This window comes from Kosmotoga olearia TBF 19.5.1, from assembly GCF_000023325.1.
Classification (GTDB): Bacteria; Thermotogota; Thermotogae; order Petrotogales; family Kosmotogaceae; genus Kosmotoga; species Kosmotoga olearia.
Genome location: NC_012785.1, coordinates 735,972 through 753,416, shown reverse-complemented (window position 1 = coordinate 753,416; position 17,445 = coordinate 735,972). Strand labels below are relative to the sequence as shown.

The 17,445-nt window shown below is 43.0% G+C and carries 14 protein-coding genes; 12 read left to right on the top strand and 2 right to left on the bottom strand.

Going from position 1 to position 17,445, the window contains the following annotated elements:
- Positions 1-127 precede the first annotated feature (127 nt).
- Complete coding sequence (locus KOLE_RS03535) at positions 128-1,315, bottom strand: MFS transporter (RefSeq protein ID WP_015868079.1); 1,188 nt, start codon at positions 1,313-1,315, stop codon at positions 128-130.
- A 347-nt stretch (positions 1,316-1,662) separates the two neighbouring features.
- Between KOLE_RS03535 and KOLE_RS11065 the strand changes: the two genes are divergently transcribed.
- Positions 1,663-2,217: a type II secretion system protein gene (locus KOLE_RS11065; RefSeq protein WP_015868078.1), complete on the top strand. Its 555-nt coding sequence runs from the start codon at positions 1,663-1,665 to the stop codon at positions 2,215-2,217.
- A 68-nt stretch (positions 2,218-2,285) separates the two neighbouring features.
- Here the strand turns inward: KOLE_RS11065 and KOLE_RS03525 are convergent, their stop codons facing one another.
- The gene (locus tag KOLE_RS03525) at positions 2,286-3,560 is read right to left on the bottom strand and encodes a TrpB-like pyridoxal phosphate-dependent enzyme (RefSeq protein ID WP_015868077.1); all 1,275 of its coding nucleotides are present in this window, start codon (positions 3,558-3,560) and stop codon (positions 2,286-2,288) included.
- A gap of 990 nt (positions 3,561-4,550) precedes the next feature.
- On the opposite strand from KOLE_RS03525, the gene KOLE_RS03520 reads away from it, so the two are divergent.
- The 11 genes from KOLE_RS03520 to KOLE_RS03470 all read left to right on the top strand — a co-directional run bounded on the left by KOLE_RS03520 (position 4,551) and on the right by KOLE_RS03470 (position 17,445).
- Positions 4,551-5,309 carry a DeoR/GlpR family DNA-binding transcription regulator gene (locus KOLE_RS03520; protein WP_015868076.1) on the top strand — a complete coding sequence of 253 codons (759 nt, stop codon included), beginning with the start codon at positions 4,551-4,553 and terminating at the stop codon, positions 5,307-5,309.
- Between the two features lie 39 nt (positions 5,310-5,348).
- On the top strand, positions 5,349-6,599 hold the full coding sequence (locus tag KOLE_RS03515; RefSeq protein ID WP_015868075.1) for an ABC transporter substrate-binding protein: 1,251 nt from the start codon (positions 5,349-5,351) through the stop codon (positions 6,597-6,599).
- 81 nt (positions 6,600-6,680) lie between these two features.
- Positions 6,681-7,550, top strand: a complete 870-nt coding sequence (locus KOLE_RS03510; protein ID WP_015868074.1) for a carbohydrate ABC transporter permease — start codon at positions 6,681-6,683, stop codon at positions 7,548-7,550.
- Positions 7,547-8,383 (top strand): carbohydrate ABC transporter permease, encoded by an 837-nt coding sequence (locus KOLE_RS03505; RefSeq protein WP_015868073.1) that lies wholly within the window; start codon positions 7,547-7,549, stop codon positions 8,381-8,383. Before KOLE_RS03510 ends, KOLE_RS03505 begins: the two co-directional genes overlap by 4 nt.
- 4 nt (positions 8,384-8,387) lie before the next feature.
- Positions 8,388-10,376 (top strand): endo alpha-1,4 polygalactosaminidase, encoded by a 1,989-nt coding sequence (locus tag KOLE_RS03500; RefSeq protein ID WP_015868072.1) that lies wholly within the window; start codon positions 8,388-8,390, stop codon positions 10,374-10,376.
- 23 nt (positions 10,377-10,399) lie between these two features.
- Complete coding sequence (locus KOLE_RS03495) at positions 10,400-11,680, top strand: Gfo/Idh/MocA family protein (protein ID WP_369816070.1); 1,281 nt, start codon at positions 10,400-10,402, stop codon at positions 11,678-11,680.
- A 5-nt stretch (positions 11,681-11,685) separates the two neighbouring features.
- Positions 11,686-12,705: an SIS domain-containing protein gene (locus tag KOLE_RS03490; protein ID WP_015868070.1), complete on the top strand. Its 1,020-nt coding sequence runs from the start codon at positions 11,686-11,688 to the stop codon at positions 12,703-12,705.
- Positions 12,705-13,670, top strand: a complete 966-nt coding sequence (locus KOLE_RS03485) for an N-acetylglucosamine kinase (RefSeq protein ID WP_015868069.1) — start codon at positions 12,705-12,707, stop codon at positions 13,668-13,670. The genes KOLE_RS03490 and KOLE_RS03485 overlap by 1 nt, the downstream gene beginning before the upstream one ends.
- Before the next feature lie 22 nt (positions 13,671-13,692).
- Positions 13,693-15,000 carry a D-tagatose-bisphosphate aldolase, class II, non-catalytic subunit gene (locus KOLE_RS03480; protein WP_015868068.1) on the top strand — a complete coding sequence of 436 codons (1,308 nt, stop codon included), beginning with the start codon at positions 13,693-13,695 and terminating at the stop codon, positions 14,998-15,000.
- A 179-nt stretch (positions 15,001-15,179) separates the two neighbouring features.
- Positions 15,180-16,502, top strand: coding sequence for a helix-turn-helix domain-containing protein (locus KOLE_RS03475; RefSeq protein ID WP_015868067.1), 1,323 nt, complete (start codon positions 15,180-15,182; stop codon positions 16,500-16,502).
- A complete protein-coding gene (locus KOLE_RS03470; RefSeq protein ID WP_015868066.1) occupies positions 16,495-17,445 on the top strand; it encodes a dihydrodipicolinate synthase family protein in 951 nt (316 codons plus the stop codon). The genes KOLE_RS03475 and KOLE_RS03470 overlap by 8 nt, the downstream gene beginning before the upstream one ends.

The following is a 17,445-nucleotide window of genomic DNA, read 5'->3' as shown; positions in this document are numbered from 1 at the left end:
TGTGTGTTTCCAGTGGTAAAGATAAAGTCAAAAACAGTATATTTCTCGCTCCCAAATTCACAGAATATAACTCTTTATGCTGTTAAGCCTCACAGGAAATTCAACGAAGCATTGAAAGAAGACCAGATTAGTAACTGGAATATCTTAAGATCTTTTTCAAAGAAAGTGCCAGGAGTAGAAGGCTTACTACACCTACAAACAGGAAGGCGGTAGGATAGCTCAATCTTTCGCTGAGCAATCCGAAAAGCGGAAAAAAGATGATCATACTCAGGCTGAAGCCCATGCCGATCACTGAATTGGCGGTTGCCCTGTGCTCCGAATCGATCTTTCTGTTCACATAGTATCCCATCAGTGTATCGACAATGTTTACGACATTTGATGTTACGAGCATCACAAGGATTGAAAGTGCGATTGGGAGATAACCATAAAACATCAGAGGAACCGAAAAGGTAACGATTGATAAGAGAAGGACCTTTTCCCTTCCGATAAGATCATCAAGCTTTGGAGCAAATTTCGCAACGAAGATGCCGATAATCGATCCGACGGTAAACCATACACTTACCTGAAAAGGACTCAAGCCCCTGCTCTTGAAATAAGTCTGGGAGTAAAAATATACAGTGGAAGAGAAAAAGGAAATGGAAACCCAGAAAATAGTGAGCCAGCGCAGAAACTTCGTCTTGAGTATCTGCGCTACCCCATTCTTCACGATACGAAAATAGCTTCTGTTTTTCTCTGATAAGACCCTGGGTGGTTCATAAAAAGAACTAACCAATAAAAAGTATAAGCTTCTTGAAACGATCGCACCGATATAAACCGCATTCCAGTTAATTCTAGAGAGCAGGCCGCCCGTCATATTCGAAGTTAATTCTCCGATTATCAAAATCGCCATAAAGGTTCCTATGGCTTTCTTGAAGTTTTTCTCGATGCCGAGCACCTTGTAAGTATCGTATATGAGAGCGGTATCGGAACCTGAAATGAATGTCATGGCAAAACCAAAAACAAAGAAAGCTATGATGAAGTCATAAAAAGAATTCCCGAAAAGCATGAGAGTGTAAGTTACTATGTGTAGAAAAGCTCCGATCTGCAGGGAGCGTTTCCTTCCGAAATAGTCGCCGACTGCTCCGGTTGGGATCTCAAAAATAAGAGAACTTATGTGTAGAACGCTTTCACAGATCCCAATTTCCCAGAGCGAAAGCCCTTTACTCTGCATATAAAGAAGCCAGAGTACATTGTCAACTCTGATTTGTGTGAGGAAGTGGTATATGTAAAACAGAGGAATGTTTCTTTTCAGCTTGCTTTCGACATTTTGGCACATGGCAGCATTATATCATGAGATTTGACGTACTTCAAAATTGCCCTGTAATGCCTATAACACCTTTTCCATAAAGAAAAACTAATCCCAAATTTCCGGAAAAATTGCGATTATACAAATCACACAGACAATGCGCTAAACCTGCATAAAACTAATTCAAGCTCAAATATGTGTGGCAAAGATCAGTAATGGTAGAATTTTAAGGACTATTAAAAGTTCTCATCCATAAAAAAGAATATGTATAATAACTGATTTGAACCGGTTACCGGTGTATCGAAAATATTGTGTTGGCATGAATTTGCTTATACAACAAAATAGATTAGCTGCATATATAACAAGGGGGAGCTTTTATGAGGTGGGGATTCAGTCTTGTAGAATTATTGATAGTCCTTGCGATACTGGCAGCGCTTGTGACGGCTATCGTTCCCATTCTTGACAACGTACTCGTTAAAGGAAAGGCCATGAGTATCGTCATGGATGCAAAAGCGATAAAATCAGCAGTTCATGCCTATTTTTTTGATACCGGGGATTTTCCGAAGGCCGGATTGGACTTTTATGACCCTGGAACAGAAGATGATAGAGGGTTTAAGTATTTTTTCGAAGATGATGGTAGCGGAAAGTGGAATGGACCTTATCTTTCGGCTCTCCCAGAGAATACGCCGTGGAATACCACTTTCAGATACTGGAAAAGTTACATAACCGGGACGGTTTACGATGCTGGGGGAAATCCGCATACCGTAAATAACCTAAAATGCGCGGTTCTCACCATTGGTGGTTTCGATGACGCTGGAACGAGAGACAAAGTCGATGAAAGAATAAGAAAATACATTGGATGGTCTTACGTTGGTTACAGTGACACAGACAAATACTACATATCCGTGATCCTCTGGACAGAAAATGATTGAGCTGAAAAAATCAACAAGGAGGAGCTTATTAAGCTCCTCCTTTCTGTGATTACCAGGATTTACAGCTTTCAAACGTATGCTGTAAGATCCATTAACCCGTGTCCACTGAGAGTAAAAACTATTACTTCTTCACGTTTTTCCTCTTTAGCAGCTATTGCTTCTTTTATGGCTCCTGCTATTGCATGGGCGGCTTCTGGTGCTGGGATAATTCCTTCCAATTTTGCAAAGAGCCTTGCAGCTTCGAAAGTTTTTTCTTGATCAAAGCTTTCTGCTTCAATTATCCCTTCGTGAACTAAACGCGCTATGATTGGGGCTGACCCGTGGTATCTAAGTCCTCCAGCATGGATTTTTGGCGGTACGAATTCTTTTCCGAGAGTGTACATCTTGATCAGCGGTGTAAAACCTGCTGAATCTCCGGAATCGTACCTGAATTCACCCTTTGTCAATGTCGGACAGGATTCCGGTTCACAAGCCACAAACCGGATATTCTCTCCAGCAAGCTTTCTTGGAATGAATGGGAGAACCGTTCCTCCGAAATTCGAGCCGCCACCGTGGCAGCCCATAACAATCGTTGGCTTTTCGCCAATCAGTTCCAGCTGTTTTTCTATTTCTAATCCAATAACCGTTTGGTGTAAAAGAACGTGATCTAGAACGCTTCCGAGCGAGTACCTTGTATTGGGATCAGCCATAACCTCTTCGATCGCTTCGCTTATAGCAATACCAAGAGACCCGGGATGTGAGGGATCTTGCGACAGAAATTTCTTCCCGCTTGAAGTGAGTTCACTTGGACTCGGTGTGACAGTTCCATCAAATAGGTTCATCATGTATTTTCTCATCGGTTTTTGTTCGTAACTGATACGCACCATGAAAACCTTGACTTCCAACCCAAACTTTCTTCCAGCATATGACAACGCGCTTCCCCATTGACCTGCTCCCGTTTCGGTAACGAGCCGTTTGATTCCATCTTTCGCGTTGTAAAAAGCTTGAGCGAGGGCGGTGTTGGTTTTGTGGCTTCCCGTTGGTGAGGTGCCTTCATATTTGTAATAAATGCGAGCAGGCGTCTGGAGATATTCCTCAAGGAAGGTAGCTCTTATTAGAGGTGTGGGCCTGAAGACCACATACTCTTCCAGGACTTCTTCTGGAATTTCTACAAATCTTTCTTCAGTTGCTTCCTGTTCAACAATGGAGGGAGGGAATATCCTCGAAAGTTCCTCCGGTTTCATCGGCTGCTGAGTCGCTGGATGCAGTGGTGGATCGAGCTTGAAAGGTAGATCAGCTTTCACGTTGTACCATTTTTTCGGCATCTCCTCAACCGGAAGATTTACTCTGATTCTCGAACGCATCTTTTCACCTCCAAAAAAATAGGGGCTCTCTGTTTAGAGAGCCCCTTAATTATGGGTAATCCTAATTTCAGCACAGCAGGACTACCCCATTAAGGGGCTTCCTGCCACCACCAGAACCTATTGAATTTTATCTCAGAGAAATTCAGCACTTTTGCTCACCTCTGAACGTGTTTGGTATATATTACCAAATTTTGCCTCGTCAAGTCAATGGAAAATCGAGAATCGAGAACCGAGAGTCTGAGAGAGCCGCTTCGCGGCGTTTCGAACCCCTTCGGGATTGATACGACCGGCTATGCACAAGCTACTTCGCAGCGTCAAGAATCCCTTCGGGATTGACACGACCGGCTACGCCGGTGTTACGAACACCTGCGGAGTTGTCGCGAACTGCTTCGCAGTTGACACAGCAGGCAAATCGGCCCTCTGCAAGTCATCCTAAACACCCTACCCGTCATCCTGCCCCCTACCAGTCATCCTGAACTTGATTCAGGATCTCGTACTAAAGCGCAAAGAGCGTGCGCTGATGCTGGGATTGCCTTTGGCAATGACGCTTGGAATCGCTGTCGCGATTGATGCTGGGAATCAGCTCCGCTGATTGATGCTTGGAGCGGCTACACCGCTGACAAAAGGGCACAACCGCGAAGCGGTTCGTGACAACCACGAAGTGGTTCGTATCAACTCCGCAGGAGTTCGTGACAACCGCTTGCGGTTCGCGTCGTTTCTCCAACTGATAGCCTCTGCAAACGTCTGGAGCGTAGCTCCGCACTTCAGCCGTGAAGTGGCTATTTCGTCCTCTCGCTTTCTCGGACTCTCGGTTCTCGATTTCGTTTTTTCTTATTTACGTCGATTTTCAAACTTCATCGTCTTTCATTGCTCATATATGTCCATAATTAGCCTACATTCGCTTTTCTATATTTGATGTATTCATATATAATCACTAATGTGCATTATAAATTATCATATTTGATTATTTGTGATTGATGAGGTGATTATATGCTTACAGATGAAAGGCGCATGGCTATATTTGAATACATAAAAAAGAATTTCAGTGCTACGACCGAGGAATTGGCCGAGCATTTCAACGTTTCAACCAGCACCATCAGAAGGGATCTTGAAAACCTCGCTTCTAAAAAACTCATAAAACGCACACACAAAGGTGCGGTCATAAACTCTCCCCACGCTGAAAGCAGTTTTCTTGTCAACTACAACTATATGAGAGAAGAAAAGAAGCTCATCGCTAAAAAAGCCATGGCGTTTATCAACAACGATGAGTTCATAGCGTTGAGCGGCGGGACCACTTCCTACATGCTTGCCACTGAGCTTATAAACTCAGAGCTTCAAGGTTTAAAGATTATAACTAACTCTATCAACATAGCAACGCTGATCCTTGAGAGCAAGAAGGATTTTGTTCTCATAATGGCCGGCGGGATACCTCGAAAGGGTTCATATGAGTGTGTAGGGGAATTTACATTAAGGACTATAAGAGCATTCAATATCGATAAGTTCTTTATGGGAGTAAATGGTATTTCAATCGAAGGAGGAATTTCTTTTTCAAGTTTTGATGAGGCCTCCGTAGCCCAGGAATTTATGTTGAGAAGCAAGGAGAAGTATGTGATAGCAGACCACACAAAATTTGAAGTTACCAAACCGGCGAGAGTCGCTGAAATTGCAGAGGTTGATGCGATCATTACAGATGCTATACCCGAAGAAACGAAATTTTCCTATACACAACTGGGGGCCAAGATAATTTGATTTTGGGTCTGGAAAAAATTTTTTGGGAGGTGTGGTTTTATGAAGAAAGCCCTTGTTTTTATTCTCACCATGTTGGTAGTGGTTGGGGTGGCTTTTTCGGTTACAACGTTGAATCTTGCTATGTGGGGAAGTCCGGACGAAGAAGCGGTTTATAAGAAGATAATCGCTGCGTTTGAAGAAGCAAATCCTGGAATAAAGGTACAGGTATCCGTTCAGCCGTGGGGAGCATATTGGCAACAGCTCCAGACGAAAATAGTTGCTGGTAGTGCACCTGATGTTTTTGCCGTCAATGGAGGATGGCTTCAGGTATTTGCATCAAAGGGTGTCCTTTTTGACATCACGGATCTTATTTACGGTGATCCTGCCTCAAAGAATCTTATTGAATCTGAACTGTTCCCGGAAGCGGTAAATACCTTTAAGTATCAAGGAAAACTTTATGGTCTTCCAAGAGATTTCAATACATACGTTGTTTTCTACAACAAAACGATGTTTGATGAAGCTGGTGTACCTTATCCTGCTCTTGACTGGACCTGGGAAGATTTCCTTGATATAGCCAAAAAACTTACGAAGGATGTTGACGGTGATGGAAGAATTGATCAATGGGGTGTGATTATTCCAATAAATCCAGACTATTGGATGCCGTTTATCTGGCAGAACGGTGGAGAAATTCTTAACGCTGACAAAACCAAGAGCCTTTTTGATTCTCCACAAAACGTTGAAACTTTCCAGTTCCTTGCTGATCTTATCCTCAAGTATCACGTTTCACCGACCATCTCGCAACAAGCAGCTTTCGGGTGGAATCCTTTCGGTTCTGGAAAGATTGGTATGTATATAACGGGTAAATGGATGGTTCCAACATACAGCACTATCCAGAACTTCGATTGGGATGTCCAGGTCCTACCAAGAGGCAAGAAAATGGCAGCAATAGCCAATGCTGTTGGTTTCAGCGTCTTCAAGAAAACAAAGCACCCAAAAGAAGCTGTAGAACTTCTGAAGTTTATAGCAACGGAAGGACAAAAATATCTGCTTGAGCTCGGAAGCTCTGTTCCAACTTCTAAGAGTGCTGCTTTCTCCTCTGAATTTATGGATCCTACAAAGAAACCTGACAATAAATTCGCATTCCTTATTGAGATACCTTATTCTCATATCCTTCCATTCCATCCCAAATGGAACGAACTCTGGGATGTTTGGTCAAAATATCCTGAGCTCATCTTCAGTGGGAAGCTGTCACCTGAATACGGTGTCAAGAAGATGCACATGGAAATGGAAAAGATCTTGAACTCCAAATAATCATCGTTCAACTAGAATAAGAATATGCGGGGGAAGGGCCGAAACTCTTCCCCCATTATTAAGCACTTGAGATCGAAGGTGATGAAGTTGAGAGGTTGGAGAAAAGCGATTTGGTTTTTGTTGCCTTACTTGTTGGGGTTAGCGATTTTTACTGTAGGACCGTTACTAGCCTCTTTCATAATCAGTTTTCATAGCTGGGACCTGTTTACAGAACCCAAAAGCGTTGGGTTAGCAAATTATGTGAAACTTTTGCACGATCCTTTATTCTGGAAATCGTTGTGGAACACGTTCTACTTTGCGGGGTTGGCAGTACCTGGCGGAATTTTCCTTGGACTGTTGATGGCCGTTTTATTGAACAGAGAACAACCCGGTATGAAATTTTTCCGCTCCTTGTATTTTATGCCGGTATTTACTCCCATGATAGCTGTAGCGATGGTGTGGATATGGCTTTATGAGCCGCAATATGGACTATTCAATTCTTTTTTGGATTTTCTGGGTATTCAAGGTCCTGATTGGCTTGGGGATGAAAAATGGGCCATGATCTCTATCGTTATCATGAGTGTCTGGAAAGGATTTGGTTATAGCATGATAATCTTCCTTGCCGCGTTAAAGGATATTCCGAGATCTTATTATGAGTCAGCAGAGATAGATGGGGCCACCTCGTGGCAGAAATTCTGGAGAATAACGTTTCCGTTGGTGAGTCCGATCACTTTCTTCCTGGTGGTAATGAACTTAATCACTTCTATGCAGGTGTTTGACCAGATGTACGCGATGACCAAAGGTGGGCCAAATGATGCCACGTTGAGCATTGTTTACTATCTCTACAAAAATGGGTTTGAATTCTTCAGAATGGGCTATGCCTCAGCTATTGCCTGGGGCTTGTTTATAGTGATACTTGTTCTTACGCTCATACAACTAAAAGTCCAAAAGAAGTGGGTGTTTTACGCATGAGCAAAAAGCATAAGAGAATTATTCAAGCTTTCATTATATATGTGGTGTTGTCTATCGGCACCATCGCTATGGTTCTACCGTTTTTATGGATGTTCTTTTCTTCCTTTAAAGACGCCAATTCAATTTTTTCCTATCCACCAAAGTGGTTGCCTGACAAGTGGAACTTTAAGAACTACATTGATGTTTGGAAGATAGTTCCCTTGGGCCGATGGTTCTTAAACAGCATTCTGATTGCGGGAACGGTTACTGTAGGAATTTTGTTTGGGTCCTCTCTCGCAGCATATGCATTTGCGAAGCTCAAGTTTGTAGGAAACAAAATTCTGTTCACCATTCTTCTGGCCACGATGATGATACCCTATCAGGTAATTTTAATACCAATGTTTTTGCTTATGAGAAATCTTGGGTGGGTAAATACCTTCAAGCCCATGATAATACCTTCGTTTGCAGGAAGTGCCTTTGGGATATTTCTTCTCAGGCAATTCATAATGCAAATGCCGCAGGATTTATTTGATGCGGCTCGTATTGATGGTGCAAATGAAGGGTTTATATTCTTAAAGATAATACTTCCACTTCTTAAACCTGCCATGGCAACGCTTGGTCTATTTACTTTTATAGGTAGCTGGAACGATCTGATCAACCCGTTGATTTATCTGTACGATATAGAGAAATATACCTTACCACTGGGCTTAACCTTTTTCCAGACTCAGTATGCAGGTTTCTGGCATTATCTTATGGCCGGTTCAGTGATTTCGATCGTGCCGATAATAATTGTTTTCTTCTTCACACAAAACTATTTCGTTGAAGGGATCAAGCTCAGTGGATTAAAGGGGTGATCTGATGAAACGGTATTTGATGATTGTTGTGTTTCTTCTGATCGTGCTTTTTGTATTGGCAGCTCGTGTGAAAATAGATTCTTTTGCGGTTTACTATGGCACGGGAAATTTTGAAAAGTTGAAAAATTTCGATCTTACAATCGTTGCGCCGGGTACATACAGTGCAGATCAACTCGATGAGATGGTCAAAGCCGGGAAATATCCTGTTGTTTATATAAGTGTTGGAGAACTTGCACCTGGAGATCCTGCTTACTTCTCTATTAATCCGAAAGACCTGGGAACAGTGAATGAGATATGGGGTTCAACGAGGGTAGCAGCCAGCAGCAGGGCCTGGAGAGATATAGTGATAAGGCGTATCAGAAGCCAACTCGAAAGAGGGTTCACAGGCATTTTCATGGACACGGTAGATTCAAATCCAGATGGTGTAGGTGCTATGGCAGATTTTATCCGAGAAATCCGCGACACCTTTCCAGACATGATTATCATCCAGAACGGTGCCTTTGACAGACTGGAAAAAACAGGAAAATATATAGATTTCGTTCTCTGGGAAAGCTTTGCTACGACCTTTAACTTCAACACAGCGAGATATGAAAAAGCTTTCATCGATGATCTGTTGATAAAAAGAGTTCAGCAACTTTCAAAAAAGGATGGCTTTGGAGTTTTATCACTGTCATATGCCGCACCTGAAGATAAAGAACTCAGGACTTTTGCGCGGAATTTTGCCAGGAAATGCGGATTCATCCCGTATGTTTCGACACTCTATCTTGAAAGGGTGTATGACGCCGAAACTGAAGAGAAATTCCAGAAGCCTGTCGATTTCCTGGATAACAACGTTTTGGGTATTGATCTCGGAGCACCAGGAGATAGAAGTCAGGAGTTTTACTCGTTTGTGTACGGAGAATGGTCAGACCCTGTTTACGATGGGGGACACAGTTACAGGGAAGCGGGCATCGGCTGGAATAGCTTTGTTGTTCTAACATTGAGAGAAAAAGCAAACACCTCCGTGTACATATTATACAAAGACGAGGTAGGCAATCTCCCAGCTGGGTACGTCTTTTTGATCGGTGAAGGTTCGCTGGCCGGGAACGTGTTTGCAAAAAGGATTTTTCTGAAAGGATTACAACTCGGTTTCTCCGGAGAATACAAACGCGAAAAGATTGATATCTGGGAAGAGGACATTTTCGACATAATGCCTGAAAAAGAAGGTATCCAAATCGCTTTGGGTTTTAGAGGCGTAAAGGTTGCTCAACTGGGTTCAAGCAGCGATATCAAGCTTGCCGAGAAGTTGATAAAGCCTGCGGAGAAAAAAGACTTGTCAATCGAAATTCCCAGTAAACCTGATATTGCAACGATTACCATCTTTTACACTGATGAACCTCCAACTATTGATGGTGTTATGGAAGATAACTGGAAAAACTACATGATAGCCGTTCTCAACGATGAAACTTCTGTTGGCTATCTTGAAAGTCTCTGGGATGGTCCTGAGGATCTTTCAGCGAAGGTCTATTCCATGTGGGATGAAGAGAAACTTTATCTCTTCTTTGATATAACAGATGATCGACTGAGACAAACCCAGCAGGGTGTGAACATGTGGAAAGGCGATCACGTTGAACTGTGGTTCGATACGAGTTTTCTTGATGTTAAAGCAAAACCGGCCAACAATGATGATTTCCAGATAGGATTATCTACCGGTGATTTTGATTCGCTGCCTCCGGAAGCATGGATATGGGTTCCATTTTCAGATGAAGCCTTTAAGGAAATTTGCGTAGCAGCCACGAAAACTGAACAAGGGTACACCCTTGAAGCATCGATTCCATGGTCGATCCTGGGTATGGAAGTCAAAAGCGGTCTGGTTTTTGCTGGTGGTTTTATGGTATCTGACACGGATACAGATGGTCCAAGTCAGGAAACGATTATTTCAACATCGCAGAAACTTCCAGCTAACTGGGGTATGACAAATCTATTCAATAACATTGTATTGGGCAATCGTTAAGCAATTCTACTCTCTTTGAGGAGGTGCTCTTTTTGAGTAAAGTTACGGCAGTACTGATGGGCGCTGGAAGCAGAGGAAGAGATGCCTTTGGCGCATATGCGAAGAATAATCCACACAAACTGGAGATAGTAGCGGTAGCTGAACCGGATCCGATAAAGAGAAACCGTCTGGCTGACGAACTGGAAATACCTGAAGCCAGACGCTTTGAAGACTGGAAAGATCTCCTTTCCGTAGGGAAAATAGCAGATGGTGCGATAATAGCAACGATGGACGACCTTCATGTAGAACCTTCCATAGAAGCTATGAAACTTGGATACGATATACTTCTTGAAAAACCTATGGATAGAACCCTTGAAGGTTCCATAAAAATAGCCCTCGCATCTCAAAAGTACGGAAAAAGAGTTATGGTTTGCCATGTGCTCCGTTATTCACTGTTTTTTTCGAAACTCAGAGAACTGATGCACTCCGGCATCATAGGCAGGATTATGGGTATAGAGCATAAAGAGAACATCGGATATTTTCATATGGCACACAGTTTTGTTCGTGGTAATTGGAGAAATTCTAAGGAAACAGCACCGATAATTCTGACGAAATCGTGTCACGATATGGATCTCCTTTATTGGCTGGTGGGCGAAAAATGCACCTACATTTCCTCATTTGGCGAGTTGTCCCACTTCAGGAGAGAAAACATGCCTGAAGGGGCTGCAGAAAGATGTACGCAGGGTTGTCTGGTGGAGAAAGAGTGTCCTTATTCTGCCATTAAGATATACCTTGGCGATAATGTAGATTGGCCTGTCAATGTGATTTCAACGGATTTATCGTATGAAGGTAGATTGAAGGCATTGAACGAAGGACCTTACGGTAGATGTGTATATGCGTGTGATAACGATGTCGTCGACCATCAGGTGGTTTCAATGACTTTTGGCAAAGATGTGATGGTTAATTTCACATTATCCGCGTTTACTAGAGAGATTTCGCGAACAATACGTGTTTTCGGAACCATGGGAGAAATTCGTGGACACTTTGAAAAGAATGAACTGGAAGTAACCCGTTTTGGTAAAGAGCCAGAAGTAATAAAGATAGAAGATCCAGGCATAGGTGGGCACAACGGGGCAGACTACCATATGATGAATGCTTTCGTTGAGATGCTTTCGAACGAAGAATATGAAGGTACACTTACCTCAGCAATGGATTCCCTGGAAAGTCATCTAATGGCATTTGCGGCTGAAGAATCGAGACTGAATAATAAGGTTATAAACATGGAAGAATATCGAAAAGAAAAGCTCTATGGATCGGGGAGGTAATAGACATGCAAACACTCGATGAAATAAGACAGCAGCCAGAGAAGCATCGATTACTCAGTGAAAAGTATCCAGAAGTAATTCAGAAACTAAAAGATTTAATTCTGGATAAAAAGCCGAAAGAGATCAACTTTGTGGGTTGTGGTTCTTCTTACTATCTTGCGATGGGGCTTTCCAGACACTTCAACCGTCTGTCTGATGGAGAAATCAGATCGAATTATTACAGTGGTTCCGAGATAATGTTTGGGCTAAGCAAACTTCCTGCTGATTCACTCCTGATAGGACTTTCACGTTCCGGTGAATCATCTGAAACGATTGGGGCGCTAGAAAAGGCGAGAGATTATGGAGCCTATATAGCTGCGGTTACCTGCGAACCCGGCAGTACAATGACGCGGGTGGCGGATGTTACTGTAGAGATGGATTTTATCGAAGAAAAATCCATAGTCATGACAAAATCATTCACCTCCATGGCTTTTCTTATTTCTGCGCTGGCAAAAGATCTCTTTTCAAGTGAAAACTTAGAGAGTTATTTGAAAGAGATCCCGGAACTATCTAAAAAGGTGCTTGATGATGCGGAAGCTCTTTTTGATAAGTTGAATCCCGGAAAATTTGAGCACTTTGTTTTTCTTGGTTATGATGAGTATTTCAGTGCGGCAATGGAAGGGGTTATAAAGGTTACCGAGACATCTCTTTCAGATGTTGACTGCTACCAGACATTGGAGTACAGACACGGTCCGAAATCGAAGATCAAAGCGAATTCACTGGCGGTCATCCTTGCAAATTCAAAATTGTATGAGGAAGAAGAAAAAATGGCGCACGAAATCGTGGAACTCGGCGGAACGGTCATCAGTATCGCTTATAGAAAATTTCAAGGAACAAACGGAATCGAGATTTCATATGAGAAAGATGATTTTGGTGATTGGTTCCTGAGAGTGATTCCTCTGCAATTGATAGGTATTAGGCGCGCAGTTGCTAAGGGGCTTGATCCTGATAAACCAACACATCTAACGAAGGTTGTGAAATTCTGATGAAATCTTATGACTTCTTTCTTGGTGTTGACGGTGGTGGCACAAAAACATTCGCGGTAGTTTATTCTGGCACGGGTGAATGTTTGGGGACGGGCCGGGCAGATTCAGCCGACGTTTTGAACCGTCCACGAAAGAAAGTGATTGAAAATCTCAGAGATGCTGTTGACAGAGCTCTTGAAGCCGCCGGAATCACCAGAGAGCAGCTCACCTTTTCCTGTTTTGGAATGCCTGTTTTTGGCGATATTCCCGAATTTGATCCGGAGATAAAGCAATTAGTTGAAAAGATAATCCCTGAAAGGGTAAAGGTTGTAAACGATGTGAGATTAGCCCTTGAAGGGGCTCACCCTCTTGGAGCGGGAGTTATCCTGCTTGCCGGGACCGGTGCAATGCTCATGGCTAAAAATCGTCAGGGTGAGGTGTTCAAGATAGACGGTTGGGGAGAACACGCCGGCGACATGGGCAGTGGATACTACATAGGCAAAAGAGCGCTCCAGACGGTATTCAAGATGTACGACGGGAGAATAAGTAAGAGAACACCTCTTTTCGAAATGATAAAGGAATATGCCAGAGTTTCGGATCTCAGAGAGATTCTTCTGTATTGCAAAGGTGACAACTCGCGAACCTATATTGCCTCACTTTCAAAGGTTGTATGTGAAGCTTCAAAGGCTGGTGATGAAGTAGCTACCGCTATTCTTGATGAAGCGTTGCGGGAGCTGTTAATCACCCTGAATACGGTGAAGCAAAAGATCCGTGAAATCCCGATTCCCGTAGCGGTAGCTGGAGGGATTTTCAACTGTGAATATATATACAAGAGATTTCGGGATTACGTTGATAAAACCGAAGATTTTTACATAAAAACCTCAACATTACCACCGCATGTTGGTGCGATCATACTGGCAGCTAAAGAGGTATACAGCGAAGAGAGACTCTTTGAATTTCTCCGGAATATCAAAGCCTCAGAATAAACATAACCGAGGGACCAGGATAATGAAAAAACATCCTCTTCAGGACATTGTTTCATTGCAAAAACAGGGAATACCCAAAGGGGTTTTCTCTGTATGTAGTGCCAATAGATTTGTTATTGAAACCACTCTGGAATATGCGAAGATGAAAGGGACAACGGTTCTTATAGAGGCCACCTGCAATCAGGTAAACCAGTTCGGTGGCTACACCGGTATGACTCCTGCTGATTTCAGAGAAATGGTTTTTTCTATCGCTGAGGATATTGGACTTCCCAAAAATAAAATCATCCTTGGTGGCGACCATCTTGGCCCAAATCCCTGGAAGGGTCAGCCGTCAGATCAGGCTATGCGTAACGCCATTGAAATGATTCGAGAATACGCTAAAGCTGGGTTTACCAAGCTTCATCTGGATGCCAGCATGCGTCTTGCAGACGATCCGGGGAACGAAAACGAGCCGCTGAACCCGGAAGTTATAGCGGAAAGAACAGCTCTTCTCTGTCTTGAAGCCGAGAGGGCTTTTAAAGAATCCGCCGGTTCTCTCCGGCCTGTTTACGTTATTGGTACGGATGTTCCGCCACCGGGTGGAGCGCAAAACGAAGGTAAATCGATTCATGTAACCAGTGTTCAGGATTTTGAGCGTACCGTTGAGTTGACCAAAAAGGCATTTTTCGACCATGGTTTGTATGAAGCCTGGGGAAGGGTGATTGCGGTTGTTGTGCAACCGGGAGTAGAATTCGGGAATGAACATATATTCGAATATGATAGAAATCGAGCGAGAGAACTTACTGAGGCGATAAAAAAGCATCCAAATATAGTTTTTGAAGGTCACTCGACAGATTATCAAACGGCAAAAGCATTGAAAGAAATGGTAGAAGACGGTGTAGCCATACTCAAGGTTGGGCCAGCTCTAACATTTGCGCTCAGAGAGGCTTTTTTTGCGTTGAGCAGCATTGAAAAAGAGTTATTTTATGATACACCCGGGCTTTGTTCAAACTTTGTTGAAGTTGTCGAGAGAGCGATGCTTGACAATCCAAAACATTGGGAAAAATATTACCAGGGAGAAGAGAGAGAAAATAGATTAGCCCGTAAATACAGCTTTCTCGATCGCTTGAGGTATTACTGGAATCTTCCTGAGGTTAGAACAGCGGTGAATAAGCTGATAACCAACCTTGAAACAAAAGAAATCCCGTTAACGCTTATAAGCCAGTTCATGCCGATGCAGTACCAAAAAATCAGAAACGGTTTGCTAAGAAAGGATCCAATAAGCCTTATAAAAGATCGAATTACCCTTGTTCTTGATGACTACTATTTCGCAACTCACCCTGAATGTTGAGGAATAGTCCAAATTCCTGCTTACTCTTGTTTACTTCCAAATAGACCTAATTAAACTCAAATAATACAGTATAGCTATTCTCTTTGTTCCTTGGATATGTTGTTCTCATGTGCTATCATAAGGCTGAGATAATTATGCGCTAATTAGGGACATGTCCAAAAATATGGGGAGGCTTTCTCATGAAGATAGGAGTTATAGGGCCGAAAGACCTTGTGAAAAAAGTAGTATCAGTTAGCAAAGAGTTTCGCAATTTAGAAGCTGTTCCTCTTGAGTATAAGATCGAGACCGAAGCGCCGGCAATTGTAGAAGCCAATCAGCATCTTTTTGACGGCATCCTCTTCACAGGTCCGATCCCTTATTATCTCTGTGCCTCAGAGATAAATCAGCTTGTTGTGTGGGATTATGTGCCTTATCGTTCCACTGGGCTTGTTATGTCTTTGCTGGATGTTCTCAGGGTATTTCCGCAGTATTTAGAAAAAGAATTCAGCATCTCCGTCGATACCCTTGCTGAATCAGAGGTTGTAGAAATTATCGACGAAGCTCAAATTCCAGTAAAGGCTGTTTACACTAGAGAATTCTCTCCTAATACAAATGCCAACCAGGATTTTTGCGATTTTCATGAAGCGATGTTCAGAGAGAAGAAGGTCGATGTGTGCATTACCTGCTTGAAGTCGGCTTACAAAGTGCTGAAAGACAAAGGTATTCCCGTCTTTACCATCACGCCGTCTGTGCACACCATAAGGGGTACCCTTCAGAGAATGATACTTGAAATGAAAAGCAATAAAATGGAACTTCTCAGAACGGTCGTTGGTGTTATCGTTCCAAACGAGCTTTCAAATAATTCAGCGAAGAAGCGGAAAGACCTGATGAAGATCTACAATGTGCTTCTGGAATATGCGAACAGAAAGAACCTGCTGGTATTCCCGCGAATGGAGTCTTCTTTTATTCTTATTGAAACCTACGGACAGCTCATGTTGGATACGGATAACTTCAAGCACGATCCGCTGAGAACGCAGGTTCTGGTTTCTACCGGTATCGATGTATGCGTTGGCTACGGTGTCGGAATCAACGCATCCATGGCTGAAGAGTACGCAATGAACGCGGTTGAGCTCACAATGAAAAAGGGAGGCAAGGGCTGTTACATCTTCGATGGGACTACGGTAATAGGACCGCTCGATGAAAATGGGATAGGATCTTTCGAGCTTGAAACTCAGGACAATAACCTGACAGTACTTTCAGAAAAAACAGGGCTCACTATCAGTAACCTTTCAAGAACGTTGAAAGCTCTTGAGATGTTGAACGAACATTTTTCGGCAACTGATCTGGCTTCTATATTGCGAATAAGTCCGAAAACCGCCAGAAGGATACTCGCAAAACTCATCAAAGCGGATATAGTCCGCGTAGTGGGGACGCGCTCAAATATTGGAGCTGGGCGTCCCACAAAAGTTTACGCGCTTGTTAGCGGTTCAATAGAAACAGAGAGGAAGAGAGTAGATGTGTGAATTAGATGGAAAGCTTTTCCCAGCGGTTCCAACTCTTTTCAACAAGAAAACCGGGAGTATTGATATACAGGCAAACAAAGATTTTGCAATGTATCTCAGAGAAACGCCGATAGACGGAGTAGCAGTCTGGGTGCATACGGGTAGAGGTCTATTTCTCTCACGTGAAGAAAGACATTTCATTCTGAAGCTGTGGAGAGAAGCCTTACCTGAAAAGACGATCTTCGCCGGTGTTGGTTCGAAGAGAAAGGAATTGAATTATGAAGATATAAAGATTTACATAGAAGAGCTCCTTATGATGGCGGAGGAGGCAAAATCTGGTGGGGCAGATTGCCTCCTCGCCTTCCCTCCCGTTCCTTTAAAGAAACTCAGCGAGGATGATGACCTGATCGTTCGTTATCATAGAGAATTGGAACAAATTGGACTGCCTGTCATACTGTTCTACCTTTACGAAGAAGCTGGTGGGCTCTCTTATTCTTACGAGACTCTTGAAAAACTTCTCTCTATGGATCACGTAGTCGGAATCAAGCTGGCCACGCTTTATTCGGTAATAAAGATGCAGGATATTTCCAGATTCGTACTGGAAAGATTCCCCGATAAAGCTTTAATTACAGGAGAAGACAGGATGTTTGGCTATTCGCTGACCAGGGGCTCCCGCTCAGCGTTGATTGGGCTTGGATCGGTATTACCGCAATTGCAAAAAGAGTTGATAGAAAGTTACCTAAAAAAAGATCCTGCTTTTATTTCTATCATGAAAAAGGTCGACCTTTTGGCTGAGGCGTTGTTTGTCGATCCGATGGAAGGTTACATCGAGAGGGTCGAAGAAGCGCTGGCGATGATGAACATAATTCCTGAAGATTGCGTGTTTGATCCGTACGGTCCGGGTATTAGTGACACAGATAAAGAAAGGATTCGCAAAACTCTGGAACAATTGGGGGCACTTTGA